The sequence below is a fragment of the Parapusillimonas granuli genome, assembly GCF_013416525.1.
GTDB classification, from domain to species: Bacteria; Pseudomonadota; Gammaproteobacteria; order Burkholderiales; family Burkholderiaceae_B; genus Parapusillimonas; species Parapusillimonas granuli.
Genome location: NZ_JACCEM010000020.1, coordinates 1 through 14,438, shown reverse-complemented (window position 1 = coordinate 14,438; position 14,438 = coordinate 1). Strand labels below are relative to the sequence as shown.

Below are 14,438 nucleotides of genomic sequence, written 5' to 3'. Positions count from 1 at the left end.
CCGCCGTTGCGGCGCCCCTGGCCGCCCGCGGGGCGCTTGTCGTCGGCCGGGCCGCGCCGGACGGGCGCCGCGTCGTCGTTCAGGCGCATGGTCAGCCCGATGCGCTTGCGGGCGGGGTCGACTTCCTGCACCTTGACCTTCACCGTCTGGCCCACGCGCACGACGTCGCGCGGGTCCTTCACGAAGGTTTCCGACAGGGCGGAGATGTGCACCAGGCCGTCCTGGTGCACGCCGATGTCGACGAAGGCGCCGAAATTGGCGACGTTGGTGACGACGCCTTCCAGAATCATGCCGGGATGCAGGTCATTGAGGGTGTTGACGCCCTCCATGAATTGCGCGGTCTTGAATTCGGGACGCGGATCGCGGCCGGGCTTTTCCAGTTCCTGGAAAATGTCCTTCACGGTTGGAAGGCCGAAGCGGTCGTCGGTGAACTCGGAAGGCGAGACGCCCTTGAGCGCGCCCTGGCGGCCCATGACTTCATGGGCCTTGGCGTTGATCCGGGACAGGATGCGCTGGACCACCGGATAGGCCTCGGGGTGGACGGCGGAGGCATCCAGCGGGTTGTCGCCGTTCGGGACGCGCAGGAAGCCGGCGGCCTGCTCGAACGCCTTTTCGCCGAAACGCGGCACCTTCAGCAAGGCTTTGCGGTTGGGAAAGGCGCCGTTGCTGTCCCGCCAGGCCACGATATTCTTCGCCAGCAGGGAATTCAGACCCGACACGCGCGTGAGCAGCGGCGCCGACGCGGTGTTGACGTCCACGCCCACCGCGTTCACGCAGTCTTCGATGACGGCGTCCAGGGACCGGGCCAGTTCGCGCTGGTTCACGTCGTGCTGGTACTGGCCCACGCCGATGGCCTTGGGTTCGATCTTCACGAGCTCCGCCAGCGGATCCTGCAGGCGGCGCGCAATCGACACCGCGCCGCGCAGGCTGACGTCCAGTTCGGGGAATTCCTGAGCCGCGAGCTCGGAAGCCGAATACACCGAGGCGCCCGCTTCGGACACCATGACGCGCGTGAGCTTGATGTCTTTGAACTTGTCCTGCATGTCGGTGACCAGCTTTTCCGTTTCCCGCGAGGCCGTGCCGTTGCCGATGGCGATGAGCTCGGCCTTGTGGCGGGCGGCCAGGGCGGCCAGCGTATTGATGCTGCCTTCGCGGTCGCGGCGCGGTTCGAACGGATAGATGGTGGCCGTGTCCAGCAGTTTGCCCGTGGCGTCGATGACCGCCACCTTCACGCCGGTGCGGATGCCCGGATCCAGGCCGATGACGCATTTCGGGCCGGCCGGCGCGGCAAGCAGCAGGTCTTTCAGATTGGCCGCGAACACGCGTATGGCTTCCTGCTCGGCGGCGTCCCGCAGGCGGCCGACGAGTTCGGATTCGAAGGCCGTCAGCAGCTTCACGCGCCAGGTCCAGCGGCAGACTTCGCCCAGCCAGCGGCCGCGCGGGCCGGCGTCGGCCGAGAAGTCCGCGCCGACGCGCAGGAAATCGGCGATGCGCGCGACGCAGGGATGGGGCGTCTGCGCTTCCAGCTCCGGATCGAGGCCCAGGCGGATGTCCAGCACGCCTTGCTGGCGGCCGCGCAGCAGCGCTAGGACGCGATGGGACGGAAGGGAGCGCAGCCTTTCGCTGAAGTCGAACCAGTCGCGGAAGTTGTCGCCGTCGTTTTCCTTGCCTTCGACCACCTTGGAATACAGCAGGCCGGTGTTCCAGAGGTGTTCGCGCAGGTTCTCGAGCAGGTCGGCGTTTTCGGCGTAGCGTTCCGCCAGGATGTCGCGCGCGCCGTCCAGGGCCGCCTTGGCGTCGTTGACGGCGGCTTCGGGGTTGAGGTATTGGTTCGCCAGGACGGCGGGATCGCATTGCGCATCGGCCAGAATGGCGTCGGCCAGCGGTTCCAGGCCGGCTTCGCGGGCGATCTGGGCCCGGGTGCGGCGCTTGGGCTTGTAGGGCGCGTACAGGTCCTCCAGCCGCTGCTTGGTGTCGGCGGCCCTGAGTTCGCCTTCCAGGTCCGGCGTGAGCTTGCCCTGCTGGCGGATCGATTCCAGGATGGCGGCGCGCCTGGATTCGAGCTCGCGGACGTAGAGCAGGCGCACTTCCAGGTTGCGCAGCACGGTGTCGTCCAGGCCGCCGGTGGCTTCCTTGCGGTAGCGGGCAATGAAAGGCACTGTCGCGCCGCCGTCCAGCAGTTCCACCGCGGCGGCGACCTGCGCGGGCCGCGCATCGAGCTCTTTGGCGAGCAAGGCCACGATGCGGGCGGTGTCCGTGGAGTCGGCGGGCGCGCCCGCCAGGGCTTGAACAGAGGTGTCAGTCATTGGTGAGGTGAGCCATAAAAACATGAATTACGCGGCGCATTTTGCCACATCGGCCCGCCGGGCGGAAAAATAGGCGGGTATGATCTGGTCTGGCGATGCGTCCAGGACTGCATACTTTACCTCTTTGCCGCGCTCCGCATGCCGGCGCGCTTTCATCTTTACGTTTTGATGCTTCTGCAAGAACTTTCCGATATTTTCGCTCCCGACGGCCCGCTGGCTCAGGCCGAGCCGGGCTATCGCCCGCGCCGGGCGCAGCAGGAGCTCGCCCAGGCCATCCAGGAAACCTTGCAGAACCATGCCACGCTGATCGCCGAGGCCGGGACCGGCACGGGCAAGACCTGGGCCTACCTCGTTCCGGCCTTCCTCAGCGGCGGCAAGGTGCTGGTTTCCACCGGCACGCGCACCCTGCAGGATCAGCTGTTCCGCCGCGATCTTCCCCGGCTGCGCAAAGCGCTGGGCCTGCCGATCACGGTGGCGCTGCTCAAGGGCAGGGGCAATTACGTCTGCCATTACCACCTGGAGCGCCTGTCGGCGGACGACCGCGGCCTGCGCTCGCGCGCCGAGATCGGCCAGCTGCGGCACATCCAGGTGTTCGCCCAGCAGTCCAGCCACGGCGACAAGAGCGATCTCGCCGAAGTCCCCGAAGACGCCGACATCTGGGGCCGGGTGACGTCCACCCGTGAGAACTGCCTGGGCCAGGACTGTCCGCACGTACGCGATTGCTTCGTCCTGAAGGCCAGGCGCAAGGCCCAGGACGCCGACCTGGTGGTGGTGAATCACGCGCTGTTCATGGCCGACCTCGCGCTGCGCGAAGAAGGCGTCACCGAGCTCCTGCCCACGGCCGAGATGGTGGTGTTCGATGAAGCGCATCAATTGCCCGACATCGCCACCCGCTTCCTGGGCACCAGCGTGTCGTCCCACCAGCTGCTCGATCTCGCTCGCGCCACGGAAGCCGCCGGCCTGGCGCACGCGCGCGAAGCCACCAACTGGAGCGAGGCCGGCAAGCAGATCGAACAGGCCGCGCGCAACTTGCGCCTGGCGGCCGCGGCCATAGAAAGAATGCCGGGGCGCAAAGCCACGTTCCAGACCATACCCGATCCCGAGCAATTCGACGCGGCGCTGGCGGACTTGCTGGGCGTGCTGGACAAAAGCGCCCGGCTGCTGGACGTGGTGAGCGAAAAGCATCCCGACCTGGCGGCGGCGGCCAAGACCTGCCTGGACCTGCGCGCCAAGCTCTTTCAATGGAGCCAGCCCGACCGCCAGGGCCGGAACGCCTTGAAGCCGGCGGCCGCATCCGCAGACGGGCATGCGGCGCTGGAAGGCGCGGCGGTCCGCTGGGTGGAACAGAGCCAGCATCACATGCGCCTGCACAGCGCGCCCTTGTCGGTGTCGCGCGTTTTCTCGCGCTTTCGCGGCAAGGACCAGGCCTGGGTGCTGACTTCGGCCACCTTGTCCGTCAACGGCGACTTCGGCCATTTCCTGCGGCAGCTGGGCTTGTGGGACGCCGCCACCATGCGCTGGGAGTCGCCGTTCGATTATGCCGAGCAAGGCTTGCTCTACGTGCCGAAAGACCTGCCGCTGCCCAGCGACCAGCGCTTCAACGAGTGTTTCGTCGACACGCTGATGCCGCTGATCAAGGCGTCGACCGGCGGCGTGCTGGTGCTGTGCACGACGCTGCGCGCGGTCGATCGCATCGCCGAGCTGTTCGAAGAGCGTTTCGAGGACGAGGGCGTGGACCGGCTCCTGCTGCGCCAGGGCGAGACGTCACGGCGGGTGCTGCTGGAGCGCTTCCGGTCCAAGGGCGATGCGGTGCTGGTCGGGAGCGCGAGTTTCTGGGAAGGCATCGATGTGCCGGGCGACGCCCTGACGCTGGTCGCGATCGACAAGCTGCCTTTCGCGCCGCCCGATGATCCGGTCCTGGAAGCCAGGCTCAATCTGTGCCGGAGCGAGGGCGGGAACCCCTTCATGGAATACCAGTTGCCGGAAGCCGCGATCGCGCTGAAGCAAGGCGCGGGGCGCCTGATCCGGTCGGAGGCGGACTGGGGGGTGTTGATGGTCGGCGACCGGCGCATGGTCGAGAAGCCCTACGGCAAGCTTTTATGGCGAGGCCTGGCGCCGTTCGCGCGTACCCGGGAGCCGGCGCCGGTGCTGGAGTTCTTGCGGAGGAAGCAGGGGGCCGGCGCCGGGTGAGGGAAGCGCCGGCCGGCGGCCGGGGCCGCCTTCGGCCGGCCGGACGCCCCTACACGCCGGGCAGGCTGGTCAAAACCAATTGATCGGATTCCACTTGCTGCCGCGCGGCTCTTCCAGGCCCTGCGCGTAGTACTTGCTGTTCGGAAAGTTCAGGTCCAGCACCCGCTTCGCGTCGTCCCGCAGCTCGGTCAGCCCCAGCTTGTCGTAAGCCAGGTACATGATGTAGAGCGCCTTCTCGGCAATCGGCACGCCTTCGAAATCCGTGATCACCGTTTGCGCCCGATTCACCGCCGCCACATACGCGCCGCGCTCGTAATAGTACTGCGCCACATGGACCTCGTTGCGCGCGATCGTGTCGACCAGCCAAGTCAGCCGCTTTTTTGCGTCCGCCGCATAGCGGCTGTCGGGATAGCGCTTGATGAGCTCATTGAAAGACTCGTACGACTCCCGCAGGCCCTTCGGATCGCGTTCGCTGGGGTCCTGCTGCGTGATGTTCGAAAACGCCGCGCTGGGAGGCGTGAACGTGATGAGGCCCTTCAGGTACAGCATGTAGTCCGTACCGGGGTGATTCGGATACTGCTGCTGGAAACGGTCGATCGCGGCCAGGGCCTGTTCCGGTTCCTCGTCTTTCCAGTTGACATAGGCCTGGTCGATCAGCGCCTGCTGCGCATAGCCGCCGAACGGATACCTGGCCTCGAGCGTCTCCAGCCGCGCGCGGGCGTTGTTCCAGTTGCCCGAGCTCATTTCCTCGCGCGCGTCCTGGTACAGGCGCTCGGCGCTCCAGCCCGCGGTTTTGTCCGGCTCGGCTTTCATGGTCCCGCAGCCGGCGACGAACGCAACGAGCACGAGTGCAAGCGCGGCCCGGTTCAAGCGCGCCAGGCCGGGAAAGCGAGAGGGATTGAGATCTGTTCGGGTCACAAAAGCATCCTTGGTGTTAGCATTGCAGGCTGATTATATGATTTGTCGCCATGCCTGACACAGATACGGACAAAGAAAGTTTTGCGGCGGGCGCGCCGCTGGAATTCCGCTTGCCCATTGGCGCGGCGCCGGAGCGCCTGGACAAGGCACTGGCCCGTTTGATTCCCGAACATTCCCGCGCGCGGCTGCAAGCCTGGATCGAAGAAGGCCATGTGCTCGTCAACGGGCGGCCGGGCAAGGTCAAGCAGATCACGCATCCCGGCGACGTGCTCACCGTCTGGGAACAGCAGCCGCCCGAGTCCCTGGCCTTCGTCCCCGAGAACGTCGACTTCACCGTCGTGGCCGATTCCCCCGACTGGATCGTGGTGAACAAACCGGCGGGCCTGGTGACGCATCCGGGCGCGGGCAACTGGAGCGGCACTTTGCTGAACGGCCTGCTGTACCGCTATCCCGAACTTTCCCAAGTCGCCCGGGCCGGCATCGTCCATCGCCTGGACAAGGACACCTCGGGCCTGCTCGTCGTCGCCAGGCACGAGAAAGCGCAGACGCATCTCATCCGGCAGATGCAGGCGCGGACGGTGAGCCGCCGGTATGTCGCGCTGGTGCATGGCCGCATGGGCCGGGCGGGCACCGTCGACCGCGCCATCGGACGCGACCCCAGGGTGCCGGTGCGCATGGCCGTCGAGCCGGCCATCGCCGCCAGGCCCGCCGTCACGCATTACGAGCCTTTGCGCATGGGCGTGGCCGACGGCGAGTACGGCGTGTGCGAAGTGGCTTGCCGGCTCGAGACCGGGCGCACGCATCAGATCCGCGTGCACATGGCGAGTCTCGGGCATCCCCTGGTGGGCGACGTTCTGTATGGCGGCAAGCTGATCGCGGGCGCCCGGCGCCAGATGCTGCATGCGCGGGCCCTGGCCTTCGACGATTATTCCGGCGGCGGGCGCAAGTCTTTCGAGGCCGAGCCGGCGCCCGATTTCGCCGCGGTTCTGGAAGGAGTCCAATGGGAAACCTGAACGGTGAAAAAACGTTCGGCGCGGTGTCGGGCCTGGCCTGGGAGGGCGTCGAATACTTCTGCACGCAGCGCGGCGGCGGGTCGAGCCGGGGGCGCTGGGCGTCCTTCAATCTCGGCCTGCACGCCGGCGACGACGAGGCCGACGTGCGGTCCAACCGCGGCCTGTTGCGCCGGGCGCTGCCGTCCGAACCGCTGTGGCTGAAGCAGGTGCATGGCACGGAAGTCCTGGATGCGGATGCGTTCGCGCAAGGCGCTGCGCGCGGCGCGCCGGTCGCCGACGCGGCGGTCACGGCCACGCCCGGGCGCGTGCTGGCCATCATGACGGCCGACTGCCTGCCGGTGGTTCTGGCCACGGCCGGCGGCACGGCGCTGGCGGCCGCCCACGCGGGCTGGCGCGGGCTGGCCGGCGGCATACTCGAAAAGGCGGTGGCCGCGTTGCGCGCCAAGGCCGGCGTGGCGGCCGCGTCCGCCGCGCCGCGCATCCGGGCGTGGGTGGGCCCCGGCATCAGCCAGGCGCATTTCGAAGTGGGGCCGGACGTCTACGAGGCGTTCACGGCCCATGATGCCGCCGCGCGCATGTTCTTCGCCGAGAAAATCGCGCGGCGTAAATGGCATGCCGACCTGCCCGGGCTGGCCCGCCATCGGCTGTTCCTGGCGGGCGTGGACGACATCGAACTCAGCGGCCAATGCACCTACGAGCGGGACGATCTGTACTACTCCTATCGCCGCGATCCGCATACCGGCCGCATGGCCACGCTGGCCTGGATCCGTCCGCAAACCCTTGATCCAGGCGGGTTGCAAAGTGTAGCGACTTACCCTGATTGACAGGGTTTCAATTGGCCTCCACCATTGTTTCAACGCATCGAAATACATACAAGCAAGGTGTCACAGTGAGTACTCCGTTCCTACCCAAGTGGCCTGTACCGGCCTTCGTCGCACCCGACAAGCTGGCGGCGATCCAGGCGGAGTTCTCGCGCGAGTGGCTGGAAATGACCGCCAGCGCCCAGCAGGGCAGGCTCGCGCCGCCGTCCGACCGGCGCTTCAATGCGCCGGCCTGGGCCGGCAACCCGGCAAGCCTGCTCATGGCGCACGCCTACCTGCTGTCGGCCAAGGCCATGAACCAGCTGGTCGACGCGGCCGAGGTCCCCGAACCCGTGCGCAACCGGCTGCGCTTCTCGGTCATGCAATGGACGGAAGCGCTGTCGCCGGCCAACTTCCTGGCCACCAACCCCGACGTCCAGCAGGCGCTCATCGAAAGCCAGGGGCAAACGCTCAGCATGGGCATCCAGAACCTGTTCGAAGACCTGCAAAAAGGCCGCATCTCGCAAACCGACGAATCCCGCTTCGAGGTCGGCGTGAACCTGGCCGTCAGCAAGGGCGCGGTCGTGTTCCAGAACCGGCTCATCCAGCTCATCCAGTACGCGCCCCTTACCCCCACCGTGCACAAGAAGCCGCTGCTCATCGTGCCTCCGTGCATCAACAAGTACTACATCCTCGACCTGCAGCCCGAAAACTCCCTCGTCAAGTATGCGGTCGAACAGGGCTTCACGGTGTTCATGGTGTCGTGGCGCAATCCGCTGCCCTTCGAAGAAGACGGCATCGACACCCTGGGCTGGGGCGATTATCTCCAGGAAGGGGTGCTGGCCGCCATCGACGCGGTATCCGACATCTCGCGCCAGAAGCAGATCAATGCGCTGGGCTTCTGCGTGGGCGGCACCTTGCTCGCCTCGGCGCTGGCGCTGGCGCACGCCCAGGGCAGGCAGCCCGTGGCCGCCCTCACGCTGCTCACCACCCTGCTCGACTTCAACGATACCGGCGTGCTTGGCGTCTTCGTCGACGAAATGCACGCCAGCCTGCGCGAAAGCCAGATCGGCCAAGGCGGCCTCATGACCGCCAAGGAACTGGGCACGACCTTCTCCTTCCTGCGCCCCGGCGAACTGGTCTGGAATTACGTCGTGGGCAACTACCTGAAAGGCAAGGCGCCGCCGGCGTTCGACCTGCTGTATTGGAATGCCGACGGCACCAATCTGCCCGGCCCCTTCTTCACCTGGTATTTTCGCAATACCTATCTGGAAAACAATCTGAAGGTGCCGGGCCGCCTGAGCATAGACGGCCATCCCATCGACCTCGGCCAGCTGTCCATGCCGGTCTATATCTACGGCTCGCGCGAAGACCACATCGTTCCCTGGCGATCCGCCTACGCCAGCACCGGCATCCTGAGCGGCGACGCGCGTTTCGTCCTGGGGGCTTCCGGCCACATCGCGGGGGTGATCAACCCGCCGAACAAACAGCGCCGCAGCTACTGGAAGCTCGACGCCGAGCCGTCCTCCGGCCGCCTGCCGGACGACGCCGACGCCTGGCTGGGCGGCGCCTCGGAGCACCCGGGCAGCTGGTGGCCCGACTGGGCCGCCTGGCTGGCCGACCACGCGGGCCCCAAGGTCCGGGCCGCCAAGAGCCTGGGCGACGCGCGCCACGTTCCACTTGAAGAAGCCCCTGGCAGCTATGTCAAGGCAAGAGCCGTGTAGTTTGATTTTATTTGGAGAACAATATGAGCGGAAAATTGGCTTATGTGACGGGCGGAATGGGGGGCATAGGCACCAGCATTTGCCAGCGTCTTGCCAAGGAAGGGTTTACCGTCGTGGCGGGTTGCGGGCCCAGCCGCAACTACAAGCAATGGCTCGACGAACAGGCCGCGCTGGGGTATGAATTCCATGCGTCGGTGGGCAACGTCGCCGACTGGGAGTCCACCGTTCAGGCGTTCGCGGTGGTACGCGAAAAACTCGGCCCCGTCGACGTGCTGGTGAACAATGCCGGCATCACGCGCGACGGCCTGTTCCGCAAAATGAGCCAGGAAGACTGGCGCGCCGTGATCGACACCAATCTGAACAGCCTCTTCAACGTCACCAAGCAGGTCATCGAAGACATGGTCGATCGACAATGGGGGCGCATCATCAACATCAGCTCGGTCAACGGGCAGAAAGGGCAGTTCGGCCAAACCAACTACTCCACCGCGAAGGCGGGCATCCATGGCTTCACCATGGCGCTTGCCCAAGAGGTCGCCAGCAAGGGCGTCACCGTGAACACGGTGTCTCCCGGCTATATCGGCACCGACATGGTCCGCGCCATACGCCCCGACGTCCTGGAAAAAATCGTCGCCACGATACCGGTCAAGCGCCTTGGGCAGCCCGAGGAAATCGGCTCCATCGTCGCATGGCTGGCGTCCGACGACTCCGGCTTCGCGACGGGGGCCGATTTCTCGCTGAACGGCGGGCTGCATATGGGGTAGCAGCCTGCTTTCGCCGTGGCCGCAACGCCGCGGCTCTTTTCGAATCGACCATTCCCCTTCGCTTTCTGTATTTTGGCCATCGTCATGACGCAATCTCAAGCTAGCACCCCGACCCGCCTGATCAAGAAGTACCCCAACAGGCGCCTGTACGACACGCAGACCAGCGCCTACATCACTCTGGCCGACGTGAAGCAACTCGTGCTCGATTGCGAAAACTTCCAGGTCGTGGATGCCAAGTCGGGCGAAGACCTGACGCGCAGCATTCTTCTCCAGATCATTCTGGAAGAGGAAAGCGACGGGGTGCCGATGTTCTCGGCCACGGCGTTGTCGCAGATCATCCGTTTCTATGGCCATGCCATGCAGGGAGTGATGGGGTCTTTCCTGGAGAAGAACATCCAGGCGTTCATGGAGATCCAGGATCGCATCGCGGAGCAGTCCAAGGGCCTGTACGGCAGCCAGTTCGGCCCGGAGGCCTGGGCGCAGTTCATGAACGTCCAGGCTCCGGTGCTGCAGAACATGATGAGCAATTACGTGGATCAGAGCAAGAATCTGTTCGTGCAGATGCAGGATCAGATGCAGGACCAGACCCGCAACATGTTCTCGGTGTTTCCCTTTGTGCCTAATCCGCCGAAGGATACGAAGAAGTAGGGGCGGCCGTTTCATCCTTCCGATACGGGCTATGGCCCCGCAATTCCTCCGCATACGCCCGCAACGCGGGCGTCTCGCGCTCCAGGTGCTCCCGAATCGCCTCCGCGAACCGCCCGTCCGCGACCCAGTGCGCCGAACACGTCTCCACCGGCAGCAGCCCGCGCGCCAGCTTGTGCTCCCCCTGCGCGCCGCCCTGGAACACCGACAGCCCCTCCTGGATGCAGTAGGCGATGCCCTGCATGTAGCACGTCTCGAAATGCAAGCCCGGCACATAGCGCGTGCTGCCCCAATAGCGCCCATATAGCGTGTCGCCGTCGCGCAGATTCAGTGCGGCGGCGATCGGCTCATCGTGCTGCAGCGCCAGCACGATCACCATATCGTCCGCCATCTCCGACCGCAGCCTGAAGAAGAACTCGCTGTTCAGATACGGCAGATGGCCGTGTTCCAGATAAGTCTGGCGATAGCAGCGATAGAAGAAACGCAGGCTGTCGTCGTCGATGCCGCCGCCGCTGAGGAATCGGAATCGCACGCCGGCGGCCTCGGATTTCTTGCCGTCCTGCCGGATCTTCTTGCGGTTCTTCTGGTTCAGGCTCTTCAGGAAGTCCTCCATGCAGGCGTAGTTCCGGTTGAACCAATGGAACTGGACACTGTGCCGGAATAGAAACCCGGCCTCCGCCAGCGCCCGGCCGTCTTCCTCGGCGGGAAACAGGACGTGCAGCGAAGAGATGCCGTTCAGGCGGCAGAACTCGATGGCGCCGCACGCCAGGGCCACCCGCGCTTCATGCGTGCGCGCCAGAAGGCGCGGGCCCGGGACGGGCGTGAAAGGAACGGCGCAGAGCAGCTTGGGGTAGTAGCGCAAGCCATGGCGTTCATACGCTTCCGCCCAGGCGTAGTCGAAGACGTACTCGCCGCGGGAATGCGCCTTCAGATACAGTGGCATGGCGCCCGCCAATTCAGGCCCGTCGTGCATCAGCAGGAAGTGGGGCGTCCAGCCGGTGCGCGGCGTGGCGCAGCCGGTTTCGTCCAGGGCGAGCAGGAAGCGATGGCGCAGGAAGGGCTGCCCGCCGGCAAGGCGGTCCCATTGTTCGGCGTTAATATCCTGAGGGCGGGAAAGGCTGAAGCTTGGAGACAAGGCGCTGTAACGGGCTTGGCCGCTTTGCTGGTGGGGACTTCCGGCCAGTGTACCGCAGGGCGGGGCCGATGAATACTTGAAAGGACGGGCATGGCGGGCAAGATACCGGTGGCGGTGGTCTCGGGGTTTCTGGGCAGCGGCAAGACGACGCTGCTGAATCGTTATCTGCGCGAGCAGGCCGGCGATGCGTCGTCGACCATGGTGCTGATCAACGAGATCGGGGCGGCGGGCCTGGACCACCGGCGTGTCAGGCGGCTGGGCGACAGGGTGGCGGTGCTGGAATCGGGCTGCCAGTGCTGCGCGGTGCAGGGCGAGCTGGTGGACGCCCTGCGCGAACTCTTTCTCCAGGCGCTGCGCAAGGCCATTCCGCCATTCTCACGGCTGATCATCGAGACGACGGGCATCGCCGACCCGGCTCCCGTGCGCTATACCTTGCAGTATGAGCGTTTCCTGCATGAACGCTATGCCTATGCCGGTTGCCTGGTGGTCGTGGACGCCATGCACGGCGCCCGCCATTTGCGGGAGCGCCGCGAGGCGGTGCAGCAAGCCGTGCTGGCCGACGCCCTGTTCTTGAGCAAGACGGATCTTGCGGGGGAAGGCGACGCGGATGCGCTGAAATCCACTCTGGCGGGCTTGAATCCAGCGGCGCCCCTGTACTCCTCGTCCGGCGGGCAGGCGCTTGCCGGCATGTTCGATCCGGCCGGCGCGGCCGAACGGCGGCGGAGCGGCCGGGCCGGCTCCGGCTTGCGCTTCGGAGCGGGGTTCGCCGCTCGCAAGCGGGAAGGCGCGGGCGAAGAACTCGGCGTGCTGGCGCTGGAATGGCGCAGCCCCCAGTCGAGGGCGGCCACGACGAAAGCGCTGGAAGCCGCGATGGCGTATGCCGGCGCGGACATGCTGCGCGTCAAGGGGTCGTTCCGCTTCAGCGGCGCCGCAGGCCGCTGGGCCGTGCATGGCGTGCATCGCGTCCTCTATCCCATCGCACCGGAGGCCGCGGCGGTGGGCGGCAACCTTGTCGACGACGGGGGATGTGCGCTGGCGCTGATTTACCGTCGCGTGGCGGCGGGCGCCGATGAGGCGCTCGCCGAGATTCTGCGGCGCCATTTGCCGGGCGTTGTCGCCTGAGGACAACTTTGCGCGATGAAAGCTTGCGTAGATGGCGCGCAGATGGTGTAATGTGCCCATTATCGCCTTTCAGGCTGGGTGTCTTGCTGCATGGCCCTCGCTGCATGGCCCTCGTGTTTCATGGGCCTTTTGCCCAGGGTCTGTTGCTCCGGGTCTGCTGCCTTGATTCAAGCAACGTGCATCCCATAGTCCTGCCGGCTACGGCCCGTGATGAATCCTTCTCCGGCCATCGCAATATAAACGAATAATTTTTAAGCAGGCGTCTTCCGCAAGCGCCAGGCGTCCGCACACAAGCGGCGTGTCTTGGCATGGCGCGAGGTCCTGAACCACGATATTCCACTGTGGCACCCCGCGGGGCTCGGCATGGCCCAAGGCCGGCCGGGCACGCAACCGGCGTGCCACGCCCTGAATTAGGAATAATGGCTTATACCCCTATCATGGCCGGCATGCCGGCATCTCCAAGGGCTACGCGAACATCCGCGGGGGCGGCTGCGCCGCGCGGGGCGTGCGCCTTCGGCGCTTCGGTTTTCGGTTTGGCTTTTGCTTCGGTTTTCGCTTCGGTGCCCAATTTGAAACTTGGGTTGGCGGCGCATGGGCGCGCAGCAGGGCGGCGGGCGGCACAGGCGGCAACGAAAACGGCACCAACAAAAATGGGCCAGATGCATAAAGCAAATGGCCCATTTCAAATACTGGTTGCGGGGACAGGATTTGAACCTGTGACCTTCGGGTTATGAGCCCGACGAGCTGCCAGACTGCTCCACCCCGCGTCTGAAGAATTAAATATTAACCCATACCTTCAAATTTTGCAAGCAACGCATATTTTTCAAGCCCTAGATGACTGACACCGAGATCATCCGCATCCTAGAAACCGCTTTGTTGTGCGCGGATCAACCCATGAGCGTCGCGGATCTGCGAAAATTGTTCGTGGCAGAGGAAATTTCTTCAGAGGCGCTGCGCGACCATCTATCGGCCCTTCAGCAGAACTGGAACGACAAAGGCCTGGAGCTGGTGAGCCTGGCGGGCGGGTGGCGGTTCCAGAGCCGCCCCGAAATGCAGCGCTATCTTTCGCGGCTCAACCCCGAGAAGCCTCCGAAATATTCACGCGCCGTGCTCGAAACGCTGGCCATCATCGCCTGGCGCCAACCCGTCACGCGGGGCGACATCGAAGACATACGCGGCGTCACGGTATCGTCGCAAATCATCCGGGCCCTGGAGGACCGCGGCTGGATCGAAGTGCTGGGCCACCGCGACGCGCCCGGCCGTCCCGCCTTGCTGGGCACCACGCGCCAGTTCCTGGACGACCTGGGCCTGAAGGCGCTGGACGAGCTGCCGGAGCTCGAGCCCCAGGATGCCTCCATCGCGCTGGCGGGGCTGGACCTGGAGCTCGTCCCCGAGCCCGCGGACGGCGCCGCCCAGGCCGCCGCGTCCGGGCGAACAGAACACGAACACGCCGGCGATGCGGATGCGGCGCACGGGCATACAGATATGGATATGGAAACGGAGTACCTAAAAGAAAATGACTGAAATCAATGATTCCTACGACGGCGCCCCGGCCGTCGACGCGGCCGAGGCGCCGGCGTCCCCCGACGATGCGGCCAAGGCCGCGGCGCCCCGCGGGCGCGGCCGCAAGCTCAGGACGCCGTTCCGGCGCCGCCGCGGCGATGCGCAGGGCGAATCGAACGATTCGGCCGAGCCGTCCGCTGCGGGCGGCGAACCCCAGGGCGCCTCGGGCGCCGAACTCCAGGCGGGTTCCTCGGCGGGCGGCGAACCGCAGGCCGAGCCCGCCGCCGCGAAGCCGGCCCGTGCGCCGCGGCGGCGCAAGGA

General features: G+C 65.8%; 10 protein-coding genes, 1 tRNA gene and 2 pseudogenes. 9 read left to right on the top strand and 4 right to left on the bottom strand.

Features of this window, described 5'->3' with window-relative positions; translation table 11 throughout:
* The coding region (locus tag H0A72_RS21680) for a Tex family protein (protein ID WP_180158596.1) at positions 1-2,306 on the bottom strand (2,306 nt) is incomplete at its 3' end.
* Positions 2,307-2,474: 168 nt separating this feature from the next.
* Between H0A72_RS21680 and yoaA the strand changes: the two genes are divergently transcribed.
* Complete coding sequence (gene yoaA, locus H0A72_RS21675) at positions 2,475-4,496, top strand: DNA repair helicase YoaA (protein WP_180158595.1); 2,022 nt, start codon at positions 2,475-2,477, stop codon at positions 4,494-4,496.
* A 69-nt stretch (positions 4,497-4,565) separates the two neighbouring features.
* On the opposite strand, the gene H0A72_RS21670 is transcribed toward yoaA, so the two are convergent.
* A complete protein-coding gene (locus H0A72_RS21670) occupies positions 4,566-5,309 on the bottom strand; it encodes an outer membrane protein assembly factor BamD (protein WP_246437050.1) in 744 nt (247 codons plus the stop codon).
* A gap of 155 nt (positions 5,310-5,464) precedes the next feature.
* Between H0A72_RS21670 and H0A72_RS21665 the strand changes: the two genes are divergently transcribed.
* The 5 genes from H0A72_RS21665 (at position 5,465) to phaR (ending at position 10,360) form a co-directional block, all read left to right on the top strand.
* Positions 5,465-6,427, top strand: a complete 963-nt coding sequence (locus tag H0A72_RS21665) for an RluA family pseudouridine synthase (RefSeq protein WP_180158593.1) — start codon at positions 5,465-5,467, stop codon at positions 6,425-6,427.
* A complete protein-coding gene (pgeF, locus tag H0A72_RS21660; RefSeq protein ID WP_180158592.1) occupies positions 6,415-7,251 on the top strand; it encodes a peptidoglycan editing factor PgeF in 837 nt (278 codons plus the stop codon). Before H0A72_RS21665 ends, pgeF begins: the two co-directional genes overlap by 13 nt.
* Before the next feature lie 65 nt (positions 7,252-7,316).
* On the top strand, positions 7,317-8,951 hold the full coding sequence (locus H0A72_RS21655; protein ID WP_180158591.1) for a class I poly(R)-hydroxyalkanoic acid synthase: 1,635 nt from the start codon (positions 7,317-7,319) through the stop codon (positions 8,949-8,951).
* A gap of 23 nt (positions 8,952-8,974) precedes the next feature.
* Entirely contained in the window at positions 8,975-9,712 is a 738-nt protein-coding gene (gene phbB / locus H0A72_RS21650) for an acetoacetyl-CoA reductase (RefSeq protein ID WP_180158590.1), read from the top strand.
* An 84-nt stretch (positions 9,713-9,796) separates the two neighbouring features.
* Entirely contained in the window at positions 9,797-10,360 is a 564-nt protein-coding gene (phaR, locus tag H0A72_RS21645; protein ID WP_180158589.1) for a polyhydroxyalkanoate synthesis repressor PhaR, read from the top strand.
* Here the strand turns inward: phaR and H0A72_RS21640 are convergent.
* Positions 10,332-11,492: a GNAT family N-acetyltransferase gene (locus H0A72_RS21640; protein WP_180158588.1), complete on the bottom strand. Its 1,161-nt coding sequence runs from the start codon at positions 11,490-11,492 to the stop codon at positions 10,332-10,334. The genes phaR and H0A72_RS21640 overlap by 29 nt on opposite strands.
* A gap of 90 nt (positions 11,493-11,582) precedes the next feature.
* Here H0A72_RS21640 and H0A72_RS21635 point away from each other — a divergent pair, with 90 nt between their 5' ends.
* Positions 11,583-12,614, top strand: coding sequence for a CobW family GTP-binding protein (locus H0A72_RS21635; RefSeq protein WP_180158587.1), 1,032 nt, complete (start codon positions 11,583-11,585; stop codon positions 12,612-12,614).
* Positions 12,615-13,304: 690 nt separating this feature from the next.
* On the opposite strand, the gene H0A72_RS21630 is transcribed toward H0A72_RS21635, so the two are convergent.
* Positions 13,305-13,381 (bottom strand) — tRNA-Met (locus H0A72_RS21630).
* 67 nt (positions 13,382-13,448) lie between these two features.
* Between H0A72_RS21630 and scpB the strand changes: the two are divergent.
* A pseudogene (gene scpB, locus H0A72_RS21625) lies at positions 13,449-14,090 on the top strand (SMC-Scp complex subunit ScpB); the annotation flags it as partial.
* 40 nt (positions 14,091-14,130) lie between these two features.
* Positions 14,131-14,438 (top strand): annotated as a pseudogene (locus tag H0A72_RS21620) (hypothetical protein); the annotation flags it as partial.